Annotated in this window: 14 protein-coding genes and 1 tRNA gene; 10 read left to right on the top strand and 5 right to left on the bottom strand. The window is 63.7% G+C overall.

All coding sequences use genetic code 11. The annotated features are described in order from the left end of the window. Positions 1-40: 40 nt before the first annotated feature. Positions 41-625 (top strand): plasmid pRiA4b ORF-3 family protein, encoded by a 585-nt coding sequence (locus tag G6N73_RS27205; RefSeq protein WP_165033098.1) that lies wholly within the window; start codon positions 41-43, stop codon positions 623-625. Positions 626-662: 37 nt separating this feature from the next. Here the strand turns inward: G6N73_RS27205 and G6N73_RS27200 are convergent, their stop codons facing one another. Then, positions 663-1,538, bottom strand: a complete 876-nt coding sequence (locus G6N73_RS27200; protein ID WP_165033097.1) for a LysR family transcriptional regulator — start codon at positions 1,536-1,538, stop codon at positions 663-665. Between the two features lie 91 nt (positions 1,539-1,629). On the opposite strand from G6N73_RS27200, the gene G6N73_RS27195 reads away from it, so the two are divergent. The 6 genes from G6N73_RS27195 (at position 1,630) to G6N73_RS27170 (ending at position 7,394) form a co-directional block, all read left to right on the top strand. Beyond that, positions 1,630-1,899 (top strand): hypothetical protein, encoded by a 270-nt coding sequence (locus G6N73_RS27195; RefSeq protein ID WP_165033096.1) that lies wholly within the window; start codon positions 1,630-1,632, stop codon positions 1,897-1,899. A gap of 106 nt (positions 1,900-2,005) precedes the next feature. Then, the gene (locus G6N73_RS27190; protein ID WP_165033095.1) at positions 2,006-2,959 is read left to right on the top strand and encodes a DMT family transporter; all 954 of its coding nucleotides are present in this window, start codon (positions 2,006-2,008) and stop codon (positions 2,957-2,959) included. Positions 2,960-3,285: 326 nt separating this feature from the next. Next, a complete protein-coding gene (locus G6N73_RS27185) occupies positions 3,286-4,386 on the top strand; it encodes a polyamine ABC transporter substrate-binding protein (protein WP_165033094.1) in 1,101 nt (366 codons plus the stop codon). A gap of 72 nt (positions 4,387-4,458) precedes the next feature. Then, a complete protein-coding gene (locus tag G6N73_RS27180; RefSeq protein ID WP_165033093.1) occupies positions 4,459-5,598 on the top strand; it encodes an ABC transporter ATP-binding protein in 1,140 nt (379 codons plus the stop codon). A gap of 6 nt (positions 5,599-5,604) precedes the next feature. Then, complete coding sequence (locus G6N73_RS27175) at positions 5,605-6,579, top strand: ABC transporter permease subunit (RefSeq protein ID WP_206079109.1); 975 nt, start codon at positions 5,605-5,607, stop codon at positions 6,577-6,579. Beyond that, on the top strand, positions 6,576-7,394 hold the full coding sequence (locus G6N73_RS27170; protein WP_165033092.1) for an ABC transporter permease: 819 nt from the start codon (positions 6,576-6,578) through the stop codon (positions 7,392-7,394). Before G6N73_RS27175 ends, G6N73_RS27170 begins: the two co-directional genes overlap by 4 nt. 8 nt (positions 7,395-7,402) lie before the next feature. On the opposite strand, the gene G6N73_RS27165 is transcribed toward G6N73_RS27170, so the two are convergent. After that, a complete protein-coding gene (locus tag G6N73_RS27165) occupies positions 7,403-9,229 on the bottom strand; it encodes an AsmA family protein (protein ID WP_165033091.1) in 1,827 nt (608 codons plus the stop codon). Between the two features lie 209 nt (positions 9,230-9,438). On the opposite strand from G6N73_RS27165, the gene G6N73_RS27160 reads away from it, so the two are divergent. Further along, the gene (locus G6N73_RS27160) at positions 9,439-11,397 is read left to right on the top strand and encodes an acetoacetate--CoA ligase (RefSeq protein ID WP_165033090.1); all 1,959 of its coding nucleotides are present in this window, start codon (positions 9,439-9,441) and stop codon (positions 11,395-11,397) included. Positions 11,398-11,646: 249 nt separating this feature from the next. Here G6N73_RS27160 and G6N73_RS27155 read toward each other — a convergent pair whose 3' ends face one another. The 3 genes from G6N73_RS27155 to G6N73_RS27145 all read right to left on the bottom strand — a co-directional run bounded on the left by G6N73_RS27155 (position 11,647) and on the right by G6N73_RS27145 (position 18,386). Next, the gene (locus G6N73_RS27155; protein WP_425484147.1) at positions 11,647-13,338 is read right to left on the bottom strand and encodes an ABC transporter permease; all 1,692 of its coding nucleotides are present in this window, start codon (positions 13,336-13,338) and stop codon (positions 11,647-11,649) included. 101 nt (positions 13,339-13,439) lie between these two features. Continuing rightward, entirely contained in the window at positions 13,440-14,489 is a 1,050-nt protein-coding gene (locus G6N73_RS27150) for a Fe(3+) ABC transporter substrate-binding protein (protein WP_165033088.1), read from the bottom strand. Between the two features lie 255 nt (positions 14,490-14,744). Then, positions 14,745-18,386, bottom strand: coding sequence for an ATP-binding protein (locus G6N73_RS27145; protein WP_165033087.1), 3,642 nt, complete (start codon positions 18,384-18,386; stop codon positions 14,745-14,747). 245 nt (positions 18,387-18,631) lie between these two features. On the opposite strand from G6N73_RS27145, the gene G6N73_RS27140 reads away from it, so the two are divergent. Both G6N73_RS27140 and G6N73_RS27135 read left to right on the top strand, forming a co-directional pair. Beyond that, positions 18,632-19,096: a phasin gene (locus G6N73_RS27140; protein ID WP_165033086.1), complete on the top strand. Its 465-nt coding sequence runs from the start codon at positions 18,632-18,634 to the stop codon at positions 19,094-19,096. 323 nt (positions 19,097-19,419) lie between these two features. Next, positions 19,420-19,496 (top strand) — tRNA-His (locus G6N73_RS27135). The last annotated feature ends 41 nt before the right edge of the window (positions 19,497-19,537 follow it).

Genomic DNA, 19,537 nt, shown 5'->3' with positions numbered 1-19,537 from the left:
GTCTTACCGATAGAATCCATAGGACAGCGGGAGACGTCGAATGCCGAAGATGTATGAGATACGTATCGAATTGCTCGATCTGGAGCCGGTGGTCTGGCGGACTGTCCTCGTGCCCGACGACATGCCGCTCGTTGGATTGGCTGCCGTCGTGCAGGGAGCCGTAGGCTGGCAGGCATCGCACATGTTCGGCTTCGAGATCGACGGCAAACGCTACGATATCAAGTTGGACGACGACGACCTCGACGATCAGGAGAGTCTGGCGATGGAGGGCGTCATCGTCCGAGATGTTCTTAGACCGGGCGTGGATGCGCTGTTCCAGTATGATTTCGGCGACGACTGGTGGCATCGTCTCGATGTGCTCGCACATCGCGAAATCGCCAAAGGCGACAAGCCGCCGCGCTGTCTGGAGGGAGCACGCGCCGGGCCGCCGGAGGACTGCGGCGGCCCTTATGGCTACCTTGATATGCTGGACATCGCCGGAGACCCGGAACACCCGGATCACGCGGATATTCGCGAGTGGCTCGGCGACTTCGATCCCGAGAAGTTCGACGTACGGAAAGCCAATCGCGAGATTTCCAAAATAGTGAAGGTTTATGCCGGCATGATGGGCAGCAAGCCGGCATAAGCCGCCCTGCCTCCGGATCGCGTCAAGCCGGGGTCCGCTACCCCTCGCCAAACGGCCGCTCGCCGGCGAACAGCGCGGAATGCGCGGTGACGAGCGCGACGATGCGGTCGATGACGGTGCGCACCTCGCGGCGGTGACGATCGTCATCGTGCATGACGATCCATTGGCCCTCTCGCAGTTCCTCGATCGTGCCGCCCGCCCGCTCCAGCAACGGATCGCGATCGCCGGCAAAGCACGGAAGCACACCCTTGCCGACGCCGGCGCGAATGAGGTCGTGCAGGGTTCGGGGCGTGTTGGCCCAGGCGGCTATCGTGATGCCCGGCTGTGCAGCGACCCAGTTGGCCGAGCGTGTCGCCCGGTCTTCCGGGGTGATGGCCACCCAGTCTTCCCGCTGGGCGCCGGGACGGTTGCGGGCGCGGAACGGCGCCTGCGCCACCTCGCCGGTGCGTCGCGCCGCAAGGTTGGGGCTGTCCGGCTGGGCGTTGCGCACGCCAATCTCGACTTCGCGGTGGGCGATATCGAGCTTCGCTTCTGTCGTCTTGAAGGCGATGCGGAACGGATCGGAAGGCGTCCACAGCCGCGCGAAATTCTCCGCGAAGAAGTTCGCCGTCCATGTGCCGGCCGAGATCCGCACGGTGGCGCGGTGGTCGTCCGCTTCGAGCCATTCCTCGATTGGCCTGGCGCTCGCCTCGACGGCAAGCGCCTTGGCGAGCAGCGCACGGCCATGCTCGGTGAGCTCGTAGCCGGTCTGGCGCCGCACGAAGAGCGGCCGGGCCAAAACCTGTTCCAGCGCCAGCATGCGCCGCCCGACCGTGGCCGGGCTGGAGCCGAGTTCGGCGGCGGCCGCCGACAGCCCGCCGCCGCGCGCCACGCGAACAAAAATCCGCAGATCATTCCAGTCCAGGTTTTTCATGGTTGAAAAACATACTGCGGTTTTCAGGCGATGAACAGCTCTAAAGTTAATCCTATCATTCAATTACGAAATGATAGCGAAAGGATCTGTCATGGATCAGATGCTTGTCTGGACCTTCATTCACCGCGAAGTGCTGCGAACGCGGGCCGACCGCAAGCCGGTCGATTTCATTGATATCTACGAAGACAATTCGTCATCGCTCGGGCTCTTCCGGCGCGTCGGCGGTCTGCTCAAGTGGGCGAGAAGCTGGCGGGTGTCGGCAAGGCCGCCAACGTGCGACAGCGGACGGCAACAGATTGCCAGCGAAAGCAATTGCCGGCTGGGCGCGGAAACCGTTCTCTTTGCCCACAACGTGCCATAAATGGAACAGTCGGCTGGACCACGCGGCGACCTGCCGTTTCGGATACGCCGCTTGTGTCCGCCTGTGCCTGTGATCCGGCGGCTCATCGAACCGCCGGCGAACCGCCATGAACGACAGAGCTTCGCAGCAAGCCGCCGCAGCGCCGCTGGTTTCGCGGCGCGAGGAGAATATCGGCCTACTGCTGGTGTTCCTGTCAGCGCTGTTCTGGAGTTTTGGCGGGGCCATCGCACGCTTCATAGAGGCCGGCGACAGCTGGACCGTGGTGTTCTGGCGCTCGTTCTGGGCGGCCGCTTTCCTGTTCGGCTTCATGCTGTGGCGCGACGGCTGGCGCGGCATGCTGAAAATGTTCGGCGACATGGGACTGCCCGGCTTCGCAGTCGCGCTGTGCTTCGCCACCGCCTCGACCTCCTTCGTCGTAGCGCTGGCCTATACGACCGTCGCCAACATCCTGTTGATGCAGGCCGGCGTGCCGCTGATCGCGGCGCTGATCGCCTGGGTGCTGTTTCGCGAGCGCGTAGCCGGCGCAACCTGGGCGGCGATCGCCGCCGTCATCTGCGGCGTGGCGATCATGGTCTCGGAATCCTTCAACGGCCAGGTGTCGCCGGTCGGCGATGGGCTCGCTCTGCTGATCGCGTTCGCGTTTTCGATCGCAACCGTCATCACCAGGCGCTTCGCCCATGTGCGCATGACGCCCGCGACCTGCCTTGGCACCGTATTTGCGGCGCTGTTCGCGACGACGCAGGCCGAATATCTGGCGGTCGCGCCGCGTGATATGGGGTTCCTGTTCGCCTTCGGAGCGCTCAATCTCGGGCTTGGCCTGGCCTTCTTCGCGACCGGCGCCAGGCTGATCCCGGCGGCCTTTGCAGCCCTGCTAGGCACGTTCGAAACCATACTCGGGCCGGTCTGGGTCTGGCTGATCCACGCCGAAGTGCCCTCGGCGCGCACGGTTCTGGGCGGGGCCGTCGTATTCGTCGCGTTGCTGGTCCATATCGGCCTCGAATTCAAGCGCCAGACGCGGCCGCAAAAGCCCGGTACGACCGGAATGCCGTCTCCCCATTGACATCGCCATCCGGGAGCGGGCAGGCTGGGTTATCGGCAACAAAAGCACAGGCGTGTCTTGCCATTTCCGAAAGCCGACGCAGCGGGCGCCGGCGCCACAGATACGTTCTACGGAAGCGTTCGCGCGAAACTTCGCGTCGCACGCTTCGCTGCCGAAACGCCGGTAAAACTCAACGTCAAATCAACAATATGCGGGGCGTACATGCGGCTTTCGGGCACGCCGATTGCCGCTTGTCGCACCGCAAAAACGCCAATAGGCTTCAACCGATACCCGGCCGCTGATCCTTCGAACGAGCCGGGACGGAACACCGCACAGAGGAGAACATTATGATCCACAAAGCGCTATGGCTATCGGCCGCTTCGGCCGCCTTGGCCGCGGCCTTGACAGTTTCCGCGCAAGCGCAGGAACGCGTCGTCAACATCTACAACTGGTCGGATTATATCGACGAGTCGATCATCACCGATTTCACCAAGGAAACCGGCATCAAGGTCGTCTATGACGTCTTCGATTCCAACGAGATCCTGGAAACCAAGCTGCTCGCCGGCGGCTCGGGCTACGACATCGTGGTGCCAACGCACAATTTCCTCGTCCGCCAGATCGAGGCCGGCGTCTACCAGAAGCTCGACAAGTCCAAGCTCCCGAACCTCTCCAACATGTGGGACGTGGTGAACGATAGGGTCGCCAAGTTCGACCCCGACAACGCTTACTCCGTCAACTGGATGTGGGGCACGGTCGGCATCGGCTACAATGTCGACAAGGTGAAGGCGGCGCTGGGCATCGACAAGGTCGATAGCTGGGAGGTGTTCTACAAGCCTGAAAACCTCGCAAAGCTGGCCGGTTGCGGCGTCTACGTGCTGGATTCGCCGTCCGACATCATCCCGACGACGCTGAATTATCTCGGCCTGAACCCCGAAAGTACGTCCACTGAGGACTTCGCCAAGGTCGAGGAGACGCTGCTTGCGCTTCGGCCGCACATCCGCAAGTTCCATTCGTCCGAATACATCAACGCGCTGGCCAATGGCGACATCTGCCTCGCGGTCGGCTGGTCGGGCGATGTGTTCCAGGCACGCGACCGCGCCGCGGAAGCCGACCAGGGCGTGGTCGTCGACTACGTCATCCCGAAGGAAGGCGCGGAAATGTGGTTCGATCAGATGGCCATTCCCGCCGACGCCAAGAATGTCGACGAGGCGCATGAATTCCTGAACTACATCATGAAGCCGGAAGTGGCGGCCAAGGCGACCAACTACGTCTATTTCGCCAACGGCAACAAGGCCTCGCAGGAGTTCATCGAGAAGGAGATCATCGAGGATCCGGCGATCTATCCCGACGAGGCGACGGCGCAGAAGCTGTTCACGGTCAGCCCCTACGACCCGAAGACGCAGCGCGTGGTGACGCGCACCTGGACCAAGATCGTCACGGGGCAGTAGCATCCGGCAACAAACCCCGGCGCGTGCGCCGGGGTTTGTTGCGCTTGGCCGTTCAAAAAGTCGGAGCAGAACATGAAGTCGCTTGGCAGCATCCGCAGGGATTTCGCGCCCTGGGCCGATCCCGGCGCCAAGCCTTACATTTCCTTCGAGAACGTCACCAAGAAGTTCGGCGACTTCACCGCCGTCAACAATCTGTCGCTGAATGTCTATGAGCGCGAATTCTTCGCGCTGCTCGGCGCGTCGGGCTGCGGGAAGTCGACGCTGCTCAGGATGCTGGCCGGCTTCGACGAGCCGACTTCGGGCCGCATCCTGCTCGACGGGCAGGATCTGCGCGGCATCCCGCCCTATCGCCGCCCGGTCAACATGATGTTCCAGTCCTATGCGCTGTTTCCGCATATGACGGTGGAGGGCAACATCGCCTTCGGCCTCAAGCAGGACAACATGCCCAAGGCCGAGATCGAGGCGCGGGTCAAGGAGATGCTGCGCCTGGTCAAGCTCGAGCAGTTCGCCAAGCGCAAGCCGCACCAGCTATCGGGCGGCCAGCGCCAGCGCGTGGCGCTCGCCCGCTCGGTCGCCAAGCGCCCCAAGGTGCTGCTGCTCGACGAGCCGCTCGGCGCGCTCGACAAGAAGCTGCGCGAGGAGACGCAGTTCGAGCTGATGGACCTGCAGCAATCGCTGGGGCTGACCTTCGTCGTCGTCACCCACGACCAGGAAGAGGCCATGACCATGGCCGACCGCATAGCCATCCTCGACAAGGGCGAAGTGATGCAGGTGGCGACGCCGGCGGAAGTCTACGAGGCGCCGGGCTCGCGTTTTGTCGCCGGCTTCGTCGGCAATGTGAACATGTTCGAGGGCAGGGTGGCGGCAAGGGACGCCCGTACCGCCCGCATCACCGGGGCGAGCGGCGCCGAGATCATCGTGGAGAATGCCGGCGACGCGGAGACGGGCAATGCGGTGTCCTTCGCCATACGTCCCGAGAAGATCAGGGTCTCGTCGCGCCGGCCCGAAGGCGCGGTGAATGCGATGGAGGGCGAAGTTTTCGATCTGGCCTATCTCGGCGACATGACCGTCTACCATGTCCGGCTCGACGACGGCCAGGTCGTCAAGGCGAGTTCGCTAAACGCTTCGCGCGTCACCGAAGACCCGCTAACCTGGAACGACCGGGCGTGGATTTCATTCACGCCGGATGCCGGCGTCGTCTTGACCCGGTAGGCCGATATGTCGGAAGCGGTGATCGATCGCGAGAATGGGGCCGTTGCCGCGGCTCAGGGCCGGTCGCTTGCTGGCCGCGCCGTCGCCGCCGTCGTCAGCCGGCTGGTCATACTGGTGCCCTATCTCTGGCTGCTGTTCTTCTTCCTCGCCCCGTTCGTCATCGTCTTCAAGATTTCGCTATCGCAGACCGCGATCGCCATGCCGCCTTACGATCCGGTGCTCAGCCTTGCCGATGGCGTCTCGGGGCTGCTGGAGCAGTTGCGGCAGCTCAGCATCGACAATTACGTCTGGCTTACCGAGGATGCGCTCTATTTCAACGCCTATGTGTCGAGCGTCGTCATCGCCGCGATCTCGACATTCCTGACGCTGCTTGTCGGCTATCCGATCGCCTACGGCATGGCGCGCGCGCCGGCGTCGCTGCGGCCGATGCTGCTGATGCTGGTGATCCTGCCGTTCTGGACCTCGTTCCTGATCCGGGTCTATGCCTGGATCGGCATATTGAAGCCGGAGGGCCTGCTCAACCAGTTCCTGATGGCGCTTAACATCATCGACGAGCCGCTGATCATCCTCAATACCCATACGGCGATCTTCATCGGCATCGTCTATTCCTACCTGCCATTCATGATCCTGCCGCTCTATTCGTCGCTGGAGAAGATGGACTATTCGCTGATCGAGGCGGCGAAAGACCTCGGCTGCACGCCGAACGGCGCGTTCTGGAAGATCACTTTCCCGCTGTCGCTGCCCGGTGTCATTGCCGGCTGCATGCTGGTGTTCATCCCGGCCGTCGGCGAGTTCGTCATTCCCGATTTGCTCGGCGGCTCGCAGACGCTGATGATCGGCAAGACGCTTTGGAACGAGTTCTTCGCCAATCGCGACTGGCCGGTCTCGTCCGCCGTGGCGGTGATCCTGCTGCTGATCCTGATCGTGCCGATCATGATCTTCCAGAGCGCACAGGCGCGCGCGCAGGAGCAGGAGCGATGAACGCGACCTGGAGCCGCTTCAACATCGTCTCGATCGTATTGGGCTTCGCCTTTTTATACCTGCCGATCGTGCTTCTGGTGATCTTCTCGTTCAACGCCTCGAAGCTGGTCACGGTGTGGGGCGGCTTTTCCACCAAATGGTACGTCGAACTGTTCAACAATCGCGGCCTCATGGACGCCGCCTGGGTGACGATCCGCGTCGGCCTGATCTCGGCCACGATCGCGACCGTGCTCGGCACGCTCGCGGCGCTTACCCTGACCCGCTACACGCGGTTTCGCGGGCGGGTGCTGTTCTCGGGCATGGTGTTTGCGCCGCTGGTCATGCCCGAAGTCATCACCGGGCTTTCGCTGCTGCTGCTGTTCGTCGCCATAGGCTTTGATCGCGGCTTCATGACAGTGACCTTGGCGCACATCACCTTCTCGATGTGCTTCGTGGCGGTCGTGGTGCAGTCGCGCCTGGTCAGTTTCGACCGCTCGCTCGAGGAAGCGGCGATGGATCTCGGTGCGCCGCCGGTGAAAACCTTCTTCCAGATCACGCTGCCGGTCATCATGCCGGCGATCGTGTCGGGCTGGATGCTGGCCTTCACCCTTTCGATCGACGATCTTGTGATATCGAGCTTCACTTCCGGCCCCGGCGCAACCACGCTGCCGATGAAGATCTACAGCCAGGTGCGGCTCGGCGTGACGCCGGAGATCAACGCCGCCTGCACGCTGCTGATAGCCATCGTCGCGATCGGCGTGGTTGTGGCTTCGCTTGCCAACAAGCGCCGCGAAGTGCAGCGCCTGCGTGACGAGCAGGCGGCGCAGCGAGGGTAAGGGCCAGCCTACTCGGCCGGCTGGGGAGGAACGACCGGCGAGATGAAGGGGGCGCTCCACGATCCGCCGACGAAGAACGCCGCAGTTCCGCCTTGGGCTCCCCTGACGGTCGGCATGACCCCGCCGGTAAGCGCAAGGCCGCGGCCGACATAGGGCACGATGCCTTTGAGCCACAGCGTGTGCCCAGTGGCTCGGGCCTCGGCTTTTTCGATCCGTGCCACGCCGTCGGCGACGCTGGCCTTGAACTCAGCGCCGCTGATCGGCACGTTTCCCTTGGACACCTCGTCGAGCGCGAAGAACCCGCCCTTCTTCACGCGCGCCAGTAGCCCGGCAAGATCAAGGCCGGCCAGCGCTCCCTGTCCGAAGCTCGCCGAAATCGAGCCGTCGGCGTTCCCCAGTATGGATTCCCACGAGGCGCCCGGCCCCTTGAGGATGACCGAAATCGTGCCTTGGCCTATCGGCACCAGCTTCGTCATGCCAGCCGCGCTGGCCAGCGCGCCGCCGTTAATGTTGGAGGCCAGGAGCCGCATTTCGGCATAGGGGCCGTCCGGCTTGCGGTCGAAACGGACGCCGGCCTGCACGATGCCGCCGAAGGCGGATGCATCGGAGACGTCGAACACCGCAAGCCCGTCCTTTACCTGCACGGTGGCGGCGACATTGGCCAGCTTGATCGTTCCCGCCACCGCACGTTCCGCCGACAGCCTGAGATCGATATCGAGCAGGCTGGAAAGGTCGGCATTGGCCTCTCCGGCACTGCCGTCGGCGGCGAGCGTCAGCGGTGTGAACGCTGAAAGCAGAGATCCGAGATCGATCCCGTCGAAAGCCAGAGAGCCCGACATTGCCGGCCGGTCGGGTTTAAGTTCGAGGTTGAGCGCGCCCACGCCGCGGTTTTCATCGAGCGAAAGCGCGACATTTTCGAACTTCACACGGGCTGCATCTCCGACGATGCGACTGCTGAATGCCACCTCGCCGCGCGGCGAGACTGGTGACATGTGCGATCCGGACCATTCGGCCGCGCGCTTTATCGAAGGGATGGAAACCTTTGTTTCGCCATCCAGATAGCCGTTTTCGGCAAGCTTTGCCGAGCCCGTGAAGGAGACCGTGGCCGGTGCGGCCGCGAAATTGACGGTGATAGGCGCCGCGCCGCCCGCAAACAGCGAAAGCGGATTTTCGGATGCGATGTCGATCTTCACTGTTTCGCCGCGCCAGAGGCCGCTGGCCGACAGTGCACCCGCCCTGTCGAGAGCCGGCCAGTCGGCCCTGCCGGCAATGCCGGTGACGATGTTCGTGACCTGCCCGTCCTGGTGGAGCGCAATCCTGCCGCCGCTGACTTCAACCGTGCCGAACGGATCGGACGCCAGATCGTCCTGCTCATCGGGGTTTCCGGCAATCGCCGCGCGGGCTTCCGCTATCGATGCGGCGATGCGGCCACCGCCGGGCAGTTCGGGCATGTAGGCGCCGTTCGCGGCTCGCTGGATATACAAAGTGGGACTAACAAAACGGGCGCTCGAAAAAACGACGTTGCCGCGCAGGGCGGCGAGCGCTGACAGTTCGATCTCCACGCGCTCGGCAGCGATGACCGGCGGGCCGGAGGGGCTCTGCCATGGCGAGAGCCGGACATCAGTGAGGATAGCCTGGAAAGTCGGCCAGACCTCGATGTCGGGCGGGGCGCCGATGCTGACGCGGTATCCGCTCCACGAACTCATCTCCAGGGCGATCCGGTCGCGGACGATGCGAGTCGAGGCGATCGCGGGAAGCAGGAGCGCGATCAGGACGGCAAGGAGAACGGCGATGCCGATCCCCCATATGCTTCGCCTGACGAGAGGTGATGGCATGATGCCCCGTTTGCTGATCCGGTCTAGATCGGATGCCGCGCTGTGCTGGACGGTCGCTCCAGCGGGTGTGGCCCGATAGCTCCCGCTTTTCAAGCCTTTGTGGCCTTGCAATGGCATTTGCGCACAAGTGGATGGCGCTACCGGCGCCACGTCTTGCCCTGCTGCGCTGCAATATGCATAACCGGGAAAGTATTGTCAGGGAGGAAAACATGGCCGGCACCGCTCCGCTCTGGACGCCGACGCAGGACCAGATCGCGTCCGCGCCCATGACCGCCTTCATGTCGGCGGCTTCGGCCCGGGCGGGAGCTGATTTCTCGAACTATGCCGAACTGCACCGCTGGTCGATCGACGAGCGCGAGGCTTTCTGGGGTCTTGTCTGGGAGTTCTGCGGCATAGCCGGCGAACGCGGCGAGACCGTGCTCACCAACGGCGATAAGATGCCGGGTGCGGCCTTCTTCCCCGATGCGAGGCTGAATTTCGCGGAAAACCTTCTGGGCAAGACAGGCGGCGGCGACGCCATCGTCTTCAGGGGTGAGGACAAGGTCGAGCGGCGCATGTCGTGGGACGATCTGCACGCGTTGGTCTCGCAGTTGCAGCAGCTGTTCCAGTCGCTCGGCGTGAAAGAGGGCGACCGCATCGCCGCGATGATGCCGAACATGCCCGAAACGGTCGCCGCAATGCTCGCAGCCACGTCGCTCGGGGCCGTCTGGTCTTCCTGCTCGCCGGATTTCGGCGAACAGGGCGTGCTCGATCGGTTCGGCCAGATCGAACCGGTGATCTTCATCGCGCCGGACGGCTACTGGTACAATGGCAAGGCGATCGAGGTGGCCGACAAGATCGCGGCGGTTTCGGCCAAGCTGCCGACCGTGCGCAAAGTTCTGGTCGTCGACTATCTCGGCACGGCGGGTGATGTAGCCGAAACCATCGACAAGGCCGACGCGCTGGAGGCCGCTCTCGCGCCTTTCGCGCCGGCGAAAGTGGCGTTCGAGCGGCTGCCCTTCTCGCATCCGCTCTACATATTGTTTTCCTCGGGCACGACCGGCATCCCGAAATGCATCGTCCATTCGGCCGGCGGCACACTGATCCAGCACGTCAAGGAACAGCGGCTGCATGCCGGCATCGAGGATGGCGATCGCTTCTTCTACTTCACCACCTGCGGCTGGATGATGTGGAATTGGCTGGTCTCCGGCTTGGCGTCCGGCGCGACGCTGCTGCTCTATGACGGATCGCCGTTCTACCCGGACGGCAATGCGATCTTCGATTTCGCGCAAGCCGAAAAGATGACGTATTTCGGCACCTCGGCCAAGTTCATCGACTCGGTGCGCAAGGCCGGATTGCGGCCGATAGAGACGCATGATCTCTCTAGCGTGCGCACCCTGTCCTCGACCGGGTCGCCGCTGTCGCCGGAAGGTTTCGCTTTCGTCTATGAAGGCATCAAGAAGGATGTCCATCTCGCCTCGATTTCCGGCGGCACCGATATCGTCTCCTGCTTCGTGCTCGGCGTTCCGACCGAGCCCGTCTGGATGGGCGAGATCCAGGGGCCGGGGCTCGGCATGGCGGTGGATGTCTGGGACGATGACGGCCGGCCGGTGAGGAGAGACAAGGGCGAACTGGTCTGTACGCGTGCCTTCCCGGCCATGCCGATCGGCTTCTGGAATGATCCGGACGGCAAGAAATACAGGGGCGCCTATTTCGAGCGCTTCGACAATGTCTGGTGCCATGGCGATTTCGCCGAATGGACAGAGCATGGCGGCATTATCATCCATGGCCGTTCCGACGCGACGCTCAATCCGGGCGGCGTGCGCATCGGCACGGCGGAAATCTACAACCAGGTCGAGCAGATGCCGGAGATCGCCGAGGCGCTGTGCATCGGCCAGGATTTCGAAGGCGACGTACGTGTCGTGCTGTTCGTGCGGCTGGTGGCCGGGGTGAACCTCGACGCCGAGCTGGAAAAGCGCATCCGGACGAAAATCCGCACCGGCGCCAGCCCGCGCCATGTGCCGGCCAAAATCGTCGCCGTCGCTGATATACCGCGCACCAAATCCGGCAAGATCACCGAGCTCGCGGTGCGCGACATTGTGCATGGCCGCACCGTCAAGAACAAGGAAGCACTGGCCAATCCGGAAGCGCTTGAACTGTTCCGCGATCTGCCCGAACTCCGCACGTGAGACGGTCGGAACATGGTTAAGCAAGAATGACCGGCAAATTTACCTCGTTTTCACGAGTGGTACACTTTCGTAAATTTTCCGGGGTTCCGGTAAGGAATTGTTAAGGGCCGGCGCTGATATTCGCACGTAACTTGACGGAGAAATCCGGTTCCTCCGCCCCCGAGGAAGCGACGTTCGCTCAAGCCCCGTTGTGACAGCATCCCATTAATTCAGGCGCCCTTTTTGGGCGCCTTTTTCTTGGTTCCGTCGCTACATCGAAGCGGCGCGGTCGCGGGCGAGCGCCCTGGACAAGAGGATGACCGGCACGGTCGCGGTCACGATAATCAGCAGCGCCGCCACAGCCCCGTCCTCGACCACCGCGCGCGAGGCGTTCTCATAGACCAGCGTCGCCAGCGTGTTGAACCCGAACGGCCGCAGCAGGATGGTCGCCGAGAGTTCCTTTACCGTATCAACGAAGACCAGCACCAGCGCGGTCAGGATCGCCGGCTGCAGCAGCGGCAGCAGCACGAGCGCGGCGCTTTTGGCCGGCGTCTTGCCGAGGCTGCGGGCGGCTTCGTCGAGGTGAGGCGGCAATTTCTCCATGCCGGAACGGACCGCGCCTTCGGCCAGCGCCAGGAAGCGGATCGTGCAGGCGAGGATGACGGCGGCGGCCGATCCGGTGAGCAAGAGCCCAGTTGAAACGCCGAAGGTCTCCCTGGCGAAATGGTCGACGGCGTTGTCGAAGCGGGCGAGCGCAAAGAGCAGGCCGAGGCCCATGATCGTGCCAGGCAGCGCGTAACCTACGGAGCCGATGCGCACCAGCCAGGCGGTCAGGCGCGAGCGCGACAGCCGCACCGCGTTGATGAGGAGCAGCGCCAGCGCGACGGTGAGCAGTGCGGCCGCGCTCGCCGTGAAGATGCTGTTGACGAAAGCCTTGGCGAGGTCTGCGTTGAGCAGATAGTCGAGCCGGCGCGAGGCGTACTGCCCGAACACGAGGAGCGGAACGCCGAAGCCGAACAGGACCGGCAGGGCCACCGTGACTAGCGCAACCATCTGGCCGGGCACGCTCAGCCTGACGCGCGGCGGGCGGGCCTTCAACTGGCTGCCGCGCACATTGTGGAAGCGTTGCCTGCGCCTGGCGAACTGCTCGGCTGCAAGCAAAAGCAGCACCAGGATGAGCATGACCAAAGCGAGCTGGGCGGCGCCCTCGAGGCTGCTGCGGTTGATCCATGTGGTGAAGACGGCTGTGGTCAGCGTGCGCACGCCGAGAAATTCGGACGCGCCGATGTCGTTGATCGTTTCCATCAACACCAGCGCGACGCCTGCGCCGATTGCCGGCCGCGCCACAGGCAGGAGCACGCGGAAGAAGACCTTCGCCGGCCTTGCGCCGAGCGTGCGCGCCACATCGGCAATGTTGCGGCCCTGCATCAGGAACACCACGCGGCTGGTCAGGTAGACATAGGGATAGAGTACGCAGGTGAGCACGAAGGCCGCGCCCCCGGTCGAGCGGATTTCCGGAAACCAGTATTGCTGCGGGCTGTCGAAACCGAACATCGCCCTCAATGCCGACTGCACCGGCCCGCTGAACAGGAAAAATTCGCCGAACGCATAGGCCGCTAGATAGGGCGGCACGGCGAGCGGCAGAACCAGCGCCCAGGAGAAGAAGGGGCGCAGCGGGAAATCGTAGCCGACGACCAGCCAGGCGGTGGCGACGCCGATGATTGCTGTGCCGACCGAGACCATGGCCAGCAGCCACAGCGTCGTCAGGGTCGCGCCGGGCAGCACGTTGCGGGCGAGGTGGGGCCAGTCCTCTCCGGTACCGGAGAGAGCGATTGCCGCCAGCGTGGCGACGGGCAGGAGGACGATGCCGCAGATCGCCACTGTCAACGCGATGACGAAGGGATGGCGATAGCGCTTGACCGGCTTGACCACCGCGAGCACGTCTTTACCGGGGGCGTTCATCTCCATTGCATTGTCTGGCGCCAGCATTGCCTCGCCCTTGGAATGGCGAAAGGCCGGACCGCTTTCACGGACCGGCCTTCGCGGGTCTTCATGAACGAGGCTTAGCTCGACGGGCCGTCATCGATGCCGACGCGGTCGACCATTTCGGAAGCGGCCTTGCGGTTCTTGGCGATGTCGGCGAGCGGCAGCGTGTCGGCTTTCAGTTCGCCGAACGCCTTCACCACGTCGGACGGTTCGAGGCCCGGCTCGACCGGATATTCGAACACCTGTTCGGCATAGATCTGCTGCGCCTTGTCACTCGACAGGAACTGGATCAGCTTCACGCCATTGTCGCGATTCGGCGAGTTCTTGGCGAGCGCTGCGCCCGAAATGTTCACATGCGTGCCGCCTTCCTCGAAGGTCGGGAAGATCACGTTGATGGCCGCCGCCCATTCCTTCTGCTCGGGCTCCTTCTCATTGGTCTGCATCAGACCGACATAGTAGGTGTTGCCGAGCGCGATGTCGCATTCGCCGGCGGCAATTGCCTTGGCCTGATCGCGATCGCCGCCGTCGGGCTTGCGCGCCAGATTGGCCTTGAAGCCTTTCATCCACTCTTCGGTCTTTTCCGCACCCCAATGAGCGATGGCCGCAGAGAACAGCGCGAGGTTATAGTCGTGCTGGCCGGAGCGGATGCAGATCTTGCCCTTCCACTTCGGGTCGGCGAGGTCGGCATAGGTCAGCGCGGTGTCGGTCACGCGGTCCTTCGAGGCATAGACGACGCGGGCGCGCTTGGTGAGGCCGAACCAATGGCCTTCCGGATCGCGGTATTCGGCCGGCAGATTGCCGTTGACGGTGGCGTCGTCCAGCGCCTGGGTAACGCCCTTTTCCTTGGCGTTGGTGAGGCGGGCGATGTCGACAGTCAGGATCACGTCGGCCGGCGAATTCTGGCCCTCGGCCAGGATGCGGTCTTCCAGGCCCTTGTCGAGGAACAGCACCTCGGTCGCGATGCCAGTCTCGGCCGTGAAGGCGTCGAGCACCGGCTTGATCAGGTCGGGCTGGCGGTAGGAATAGATGTTCACCGTGCCGTCGGCGAGCGCCGAGCCGGCGAACAATGCGGCAATTGCGAATGCTGCGCAGCCGGCCGCTTTCGACCGGGCTTTCGTGAAGGTCATGACACTCTCCTGTCCGTCGAGGGGTTCAAGGCCCCGGGGAACGCGTTTCCTCTGTCGGTTCCGTCGTCGAAACCGAACGTCTATTGGGCGAAATCCAGCGGAGGGTCAAGGGAAAGAGCAACAAATTCAATAGTTTAGAATTATTCTAAACTGGACTGTTATACGCAGCTTTTCAATGACTTGCGCGAATTGCACTACTTCGTGCAATGCAAATTCGTTTGCTGCGGCTTGACGTCACGTCAAGGAAGGTCCGGCTCAGTCCGCCAGCACCCGCGTGGAAGGGAAGGTTATCTCCACCAGCGTGCCTTCGCCGGGCGTCGAATTGATGGAAAACCGCGCCCGGTTGGCCTCGACCATCGCCTTGGTGAGCGGCAGGCCAAGCCCGGTGCCGTCGCCGCGCGTCCGTTTCAGCGAGTTGATCTGCTTGAACGGTTTCAGGGCCTGCTCGATCTCCGCCTGGCTCATGCCGACGCCGGTGTCGCGCACGCGCATGACGATATCGCCGGACGGCTCGTAGGCGGTCGAGATGATGACCTGGCCGCCGGCCTGCGTGTAGCGCACCGCGTTCGACAATATGTTGAGCGCGATCTGGCGTATGCTGCGCAGATCCGCGACGACTTCCGGCAGCTTGGAAGCGAAACTCGAGCGGATGATGACCCGCTCGCGATTGGCCTGCGGCTGCATCATGGCGACGGTCTCGGCCAGAGTGTCGTTGAGCGACACGGCCTCGTAGGCCATCTCCTGCTGCCCGGCTTCGATCTTGGAAATGTCGAGCAGGTCGTTGACGAGGTCGAGCACGTGGTTGCCCGAGCGGTTGATGTCGCGCAGATAGTCGCGGTAGCGGTCGTTGGCGATCGGGCCGAAGCGCTCGTCGACCATCAGTTCGGAAAAGCCGATGATGGCGTTGAGCGGCGTGCGGATCTCGTGGCTAACCCGCGCCAGGAAATCGGTCTTTTGCGACGAAGCCCGCTCGGCGAGCGCGCGCGCCTGCGTCAGTTCCTCCTCGGCGCGCTTCCACTGGGTGATGTCGCGCACCACGGCGCAATAGCCGCTGTCGTTGGGCAGCTTGCCGATGGTCATGAACAGCGGGATGAAACGCCCCTGCGCCTCCCGCCCGATCACTTCGCGGCCGTCGTTCAGAACGCTCGCCACGCCGTGGTCGGAAAGCCCGTTCAAATAGTCGCGCGCCGCGCGCTGGCTTTCTATTGCGAACAGCGAGATGAACGGCTTGCCCGCGACCTCGTCGCTGTCGAAGGAAAACAGAGCCTCGGCCGGCCGGCTGATCGAACGAATGGCGCCGTCATTGGCGATCAGCACCACGCCGTCCGTCGCCGTGTCGATGATCGTGCGCATCTCCGCCACGCGGGCGCGCAGCTCTTGCTCTTCCGCCGAACGGAGGGGCACGGGCTCGGCCGGCGTTTCATCCTCTCCGGTGCGCCGCACCACCAGCATCAGCGCCTTGCCGCCGCTCCACGGCACGGAGCGCAGCAGCGCCTCGATCGGGAATTCCAGCCCGTCGCGGGTCGAAAGCCTGAGTGAGCGGTCCGCCTCGTCATGCTGGTCGTCGCCGTAAGGATCGGAAAACAACACGTCGAGCCCGCCTGCTTCCGCAAGCTGCTCGACGGAATCATAGCCAGTCAGCGCAAGGAATTCGTCATTGGCGTAGTGGAGCGCGTCGCCCGAATGGATCAGCACCGGAACCGGCAGCTTTGCCAATATGCCGGTGTCGGCGGGCAGCTTTTTCCGAGCCTCGGCTTCCGCGGCTTCGGGGCTTTCGATGTGCTCCACGGCTTCGTCTGGCAGGGCGGCGCCACTTTCCGTCGCGTCTGAGAGTTCCGCAGGCTCCGCGGCGTCGGCCTCTTCTTCCGCGTCTGGCTTGGCCTCGGCAGTCTCAGTCGGCTCCGCAGCATCCGCGTCGGCAGTCTCCGCCTCGGCTTCCGCTTCGACAGCCTCCGGCTCCTCAGCCTCGGCTATCTCCTCGGCGGTGGCTTCTGCTGCCTCTTCGATTTCCACGGCCGCTACCGGCTCCGTGGCCGCCTGGTCCTCGGATGGGATGGTTGTTTGGGATCTCTCGGTGGTCGCCGCTTCAGAGGTTTCGTCCCGAGCGCCGGTTTCGACAGCCGAAGTTTTGTCCTCCAGGCTTGGCGGCTGCTCTTTTCCGGCGGCGTCGGCTGCCGCGCCTTCGTCGGCTTTCGGAGCGGGGGAGGCTTCCTGTTCCGCTGCTGCCGCCGTATCCGCTTGCCCCGGCGCGGCGGGCTCGCCGATCAGCCTCAGCCGCTCGCCGATTTCGCGGAACGCGCTCCGCTCTATGCTCGACAGGCCGCCCTTTTCGGGGGCGGGCTGGCGGTGCTCGGCGAGCCGGATCACCTTGTCCGCGAAACGGCGGTCCGGCTTCGGCACGATGGTCAGCACCGGCACCTCGCCCTTGAACGGGTCGGCGGCATCGGGTTTGCTTTGGCCGGCCTCGGGCTGCGCGGTCTCGGCCGGCGTTTCGCCGGACTGCGGCGCCGTGACGTCGGCGCGCGGAGCGACCAGGACAAGGCCGATCCCTTCAGGGTCGGCGACCGCTTCCGCGCCGCGGGCGACGCCGAAGCCGCGGAACCCCTGGAAGTCGCGGTCGCGGCCATAGACGGGCAGTGCGGCGAGGTCGACGGGGATTTTCAGCGCGGTTCCGGCGACCGGCCACAGCACCGAGCGTCCGGACCAGGTGTCGCGGCGGTCGAGCAGGCCGGTGATCTCGCCAGACGGATCGAGTGCGAAGGTCGCCGCAACATCCTTGAAGCGCCGTCCGACGACATCGGCCGCGAGCGCGCCGACGGCGTCGGCGAATTCGGGCGAGATGGCGCTGAACCTGCCTTCGGCGTCGGTGCGCCAGACGAACCGCATCGGCGTCGTGACGCGCTCCGCGGCAGCCGGTGCTTCCGTCTTCCGGCGTTCTGGTCCCTCGACGGCCTGTGATGGTGGCTGATCGTGGGGAGGCTCGCCCGCCGCGCTGAAATACCAGTTGTCGAGCTGCGCCGGCGGCGCTTCGCCGGCGGTTTTTTCATGGATAGCCGGCGTGGACTTCTCGTCGGCGGCTGGTGGCGCTGCCGTTTCGACGGCCGCATGCCTTGCGGCCGAATTGTCCTGCTCGACCGCGTCGGCGCTTGTCGCAGGTTCCGGCTCTTGCTCGTGCGCTGTGAGTTCGGCCGCATCTGCGCCTTCGCCGGGTGTAAATTCTTCGCCGCCGGCCCGGCGTTCGTCGATCACCACAAGAAGATGTCGCGCCGGCTCGTCGGTGAGTCGCGCCATGCCAGCCGGCAGCCGTGCCGATCCGCCGCGGATGACGCGCCGAGCGATGCGCTCCGGTCCGCCGCCGATCTCGGCGGCAAGGGCGGCGAGCGTCTCGCGCGAAACGCCGAGTTCGCCGAAGCCGGCCGAAGCCGCCTCCACTTCGCCGCGCCCGTCTATGAAGGCGACGAAATGACCGGGCTCGTTGAAGCCGGCGATCGCACGCTCGGCTGCTTCCGCCGGGCCGCGTGACGCAGCTTGCGCGATGGGGGCCGCCAGCAAAATTGCCTTTTCACCGTCCGGAAGCGTGAGCGCGCTGGCGATGAAGGCGACGGCTTGGCTGCTTACGCCGGTCGTCATGCGCACCATAAGCGGCCTGTCACGTCCGATATCGGGATACCCTCTTATGGCCATGATCTGGCGCCTTGCGGGCAGGCCGAGGCGGCTCGGCTCGCCGATGATCGCCTCGATGTCGTCATGTCCGAAAAGTGCTGCGCCCGGGCCGTTGGCCCAGATCACCTGTTCGAGGTCGATGGAAAGTATCGCCAGCGCGTCGCCGGCAGCAAAGCGCTCGCGCACTTCGTCGAGCACGACCACGTCGATGAAGGAATAGGCTTCTGACGGCATAAGCTGACTTGACCACCCTTGCATGGACGCCGCAATTAACCGTTTGTTAATAAAACCCGGCGGTTCGCGCGTCCACAAAACAGCGCATGAGGAACCCCGGAAACTCGGTGTTTGGTTAACGCGGAATCGCGGGTTTGGTGCAGCGCAACAAATATGTTGCAATGCACCATGACTTGTATTATATCCACGTCATGCATGAACGAGACGGCCTTCTTCAAGGCTGTCCACTGAAAAAGGATGGAAATATGTCCAAGACCGCAGGCAAGACCGCAGACACCATCGAGAACGTCGAATTCCCGACCTTCGACGCTTCCAAAGCCACCGACCAGTTCCGCGCCTTCGCCGAGAAGGGCGTCGAGCAGTCGAAGGAAGCCTACACCAAGCTGAAGTCAGGCGCCGAGACCACCCAAAAGGCTATTGAATCCACGCTCGAGACCGCCAAGACCGCGGGCAACGACGTTTCCCTGAAGGCGATCGCCGCCATGCGCGCCAACGCCGAAGCCGGTTTCTCGCACCTCGAAGCGCTGCTTGGCGTGAAGTCCGTCTCCGAGTTTGTTGAACTGCAGACCGCGTTTCTGCGCAAGGGCGTCGAGATGAGCGTGGAGCAGGCCAAGGATATCCAGGCCGTCACCACCAAGGCCGCCGAGGAAGTGTCCAAGCCGATGAAGGACGCCTTCGAGAAGGCGATGAAGGAACTCAAGGTCGCCTGACGCGTTCAATCGACCAGAAATACCTGAAAGGCGGTATCCTCCTCCCACCGTCTTTTAGGGATAGCGGCCAGCACCTCCTCCCGCTGGTCCGATATAGGAAAAGGCCGGCACCTCCTCCCGCCGGCCTTTTTCTTTGCCTGGCAGCAGCATTCGCCGGCAATTCGTTCGCTTTTGCCGCGAGCTATCGGCCTGCGGCGAAATCGAACGGCAACTCTGCCCCAAACATCTTGAAATGTCCTTCGTTTGCCCGTAATGGACGCTTCATTGGCGATAGGCGCCTGCGTTGGACCCGCGTGGTTCAGGCAATCCGCCCGCCCGAATGTGCGGTTGTAGCTCAGTTGGTTAGAGCGCCGGATTGTGGATCCGGAGGTCGGTGGTTCGAGCCCACCCAACCGTACCAAAGTTTCATGAACGAATTCAACGAATTATCGGGACATAAAG

This window comes from Allomesorhizobium camelthorni, from assembly GCF_011045125.1.
In the GTDB taxonomy this organism is placed as follows: domain Bacteria; phylum Pseudomonadota; class Alphaproteobacteria; order Rhizobiales; family Rhizobiaceae; genus Allomesorhizobium; species Allomesorhizobium camelthorni.
The sequence above is the reverse complement of the archived record's forward strand: the minus strand, read 5'-3'. Positions and strand labels throughout refer to the sequence as shown.

Coding starts and splice junctions, on each gene's coding strand:
- G6N73_RS27160 (WP_165033090.1), top strand. CDS start 9,439: ATGGCCGGCACCGCTCCGCTCTGGACGCCGACGCAGGACCAGATCGCG.
- G6N73_RS27205 (WP_165033098.1), top strand. CDS start 41: ATGCCGAAGATGTATGAGATACGTATCGAATTGCTCGATCTGGAGCCG.
- G6N73_RS27145 (WP_165033087.1), bottom strand. CDS start 18,386: ATGCCGTCAGAAGCCTATTCCTTCATCGACGTGGTCGTGCTCGACGAA.
- G6N73_RS27185 (WP_165033094.1), top strand. CDS start 3,286: ATGATCCACAAAGCGCTATGGCTATCGGCCGCTTCGGCCGCCTTGGCC.
- G6N73_RS27190 (WP_165033095.1), top strand. CDS start 2,006: ATGAACGACAGAGCTTCGCAGCAAGCCGCCGCAGCGCCGCTGGTTTCG.
- G6N73_RS27140 (WP_165033086.1), top strand. CDS start 18,632: ATGTCCAAGACCGCAGGCAAGACCGCAGACACCATCGAGAACGTCGAA.
- G6N73_RS27155 (WP_425484147.1), bottom strand. CDS start 13,338: ATGAACGCCCCCGGTAAAGACGTGCTCGCGGTGGTCAAGCCGGTCAAG.
- G6N73_RS27170 (WP_165033092.1), top strand. CDS start 6,576: ATGAACGCGACCTGGAGCCGCTTCAACATCGTCTCGATCGTATTGGGC.
- G6N73_RS27195 (WP_165033096.1), top strand. CDS start 1,630: ATGGATCAGATGCTTGTCTGGACCTTCATTCACCGCGAAGTGCTGCGA.
- G6N73_RS27200 (WP_165033097.1), bottom strand. CDS start 1,538: ATGAAAAACCTGGACTGGAATGATCTGCGGATTTTTGTTCGCGTGGCG.
- G6N73_RS27180 (WP_165033093.1), top strand. CDS start 4,459: ATGAAGTCGCTTGGCAGCATCCGCAGGGATTTCGCGCCCTGGGCCGAT.
- G6N73_RS27165 (WP_165033091.1), bottom strand. CDS start 9,229: ATGCCATCACCTCTCGTCAGGCGAAGCATATGGGGGATCGGCATCGCC.
- G6N73_RS27150 (WP_165033088.1), bottom strand. CDS start 14,489: ATGACCTTCACGAAAGCCCGGTCGAAAGCGGCCGGCTGCGCAGCATTC.
- G6N73_RS27175 (WP_206079109.1), top strand. CDS start 5,605: ATGTCGGAAGCGGTGATCGATCGCGAGAATGGGGCCGTTGCCGCGGCT.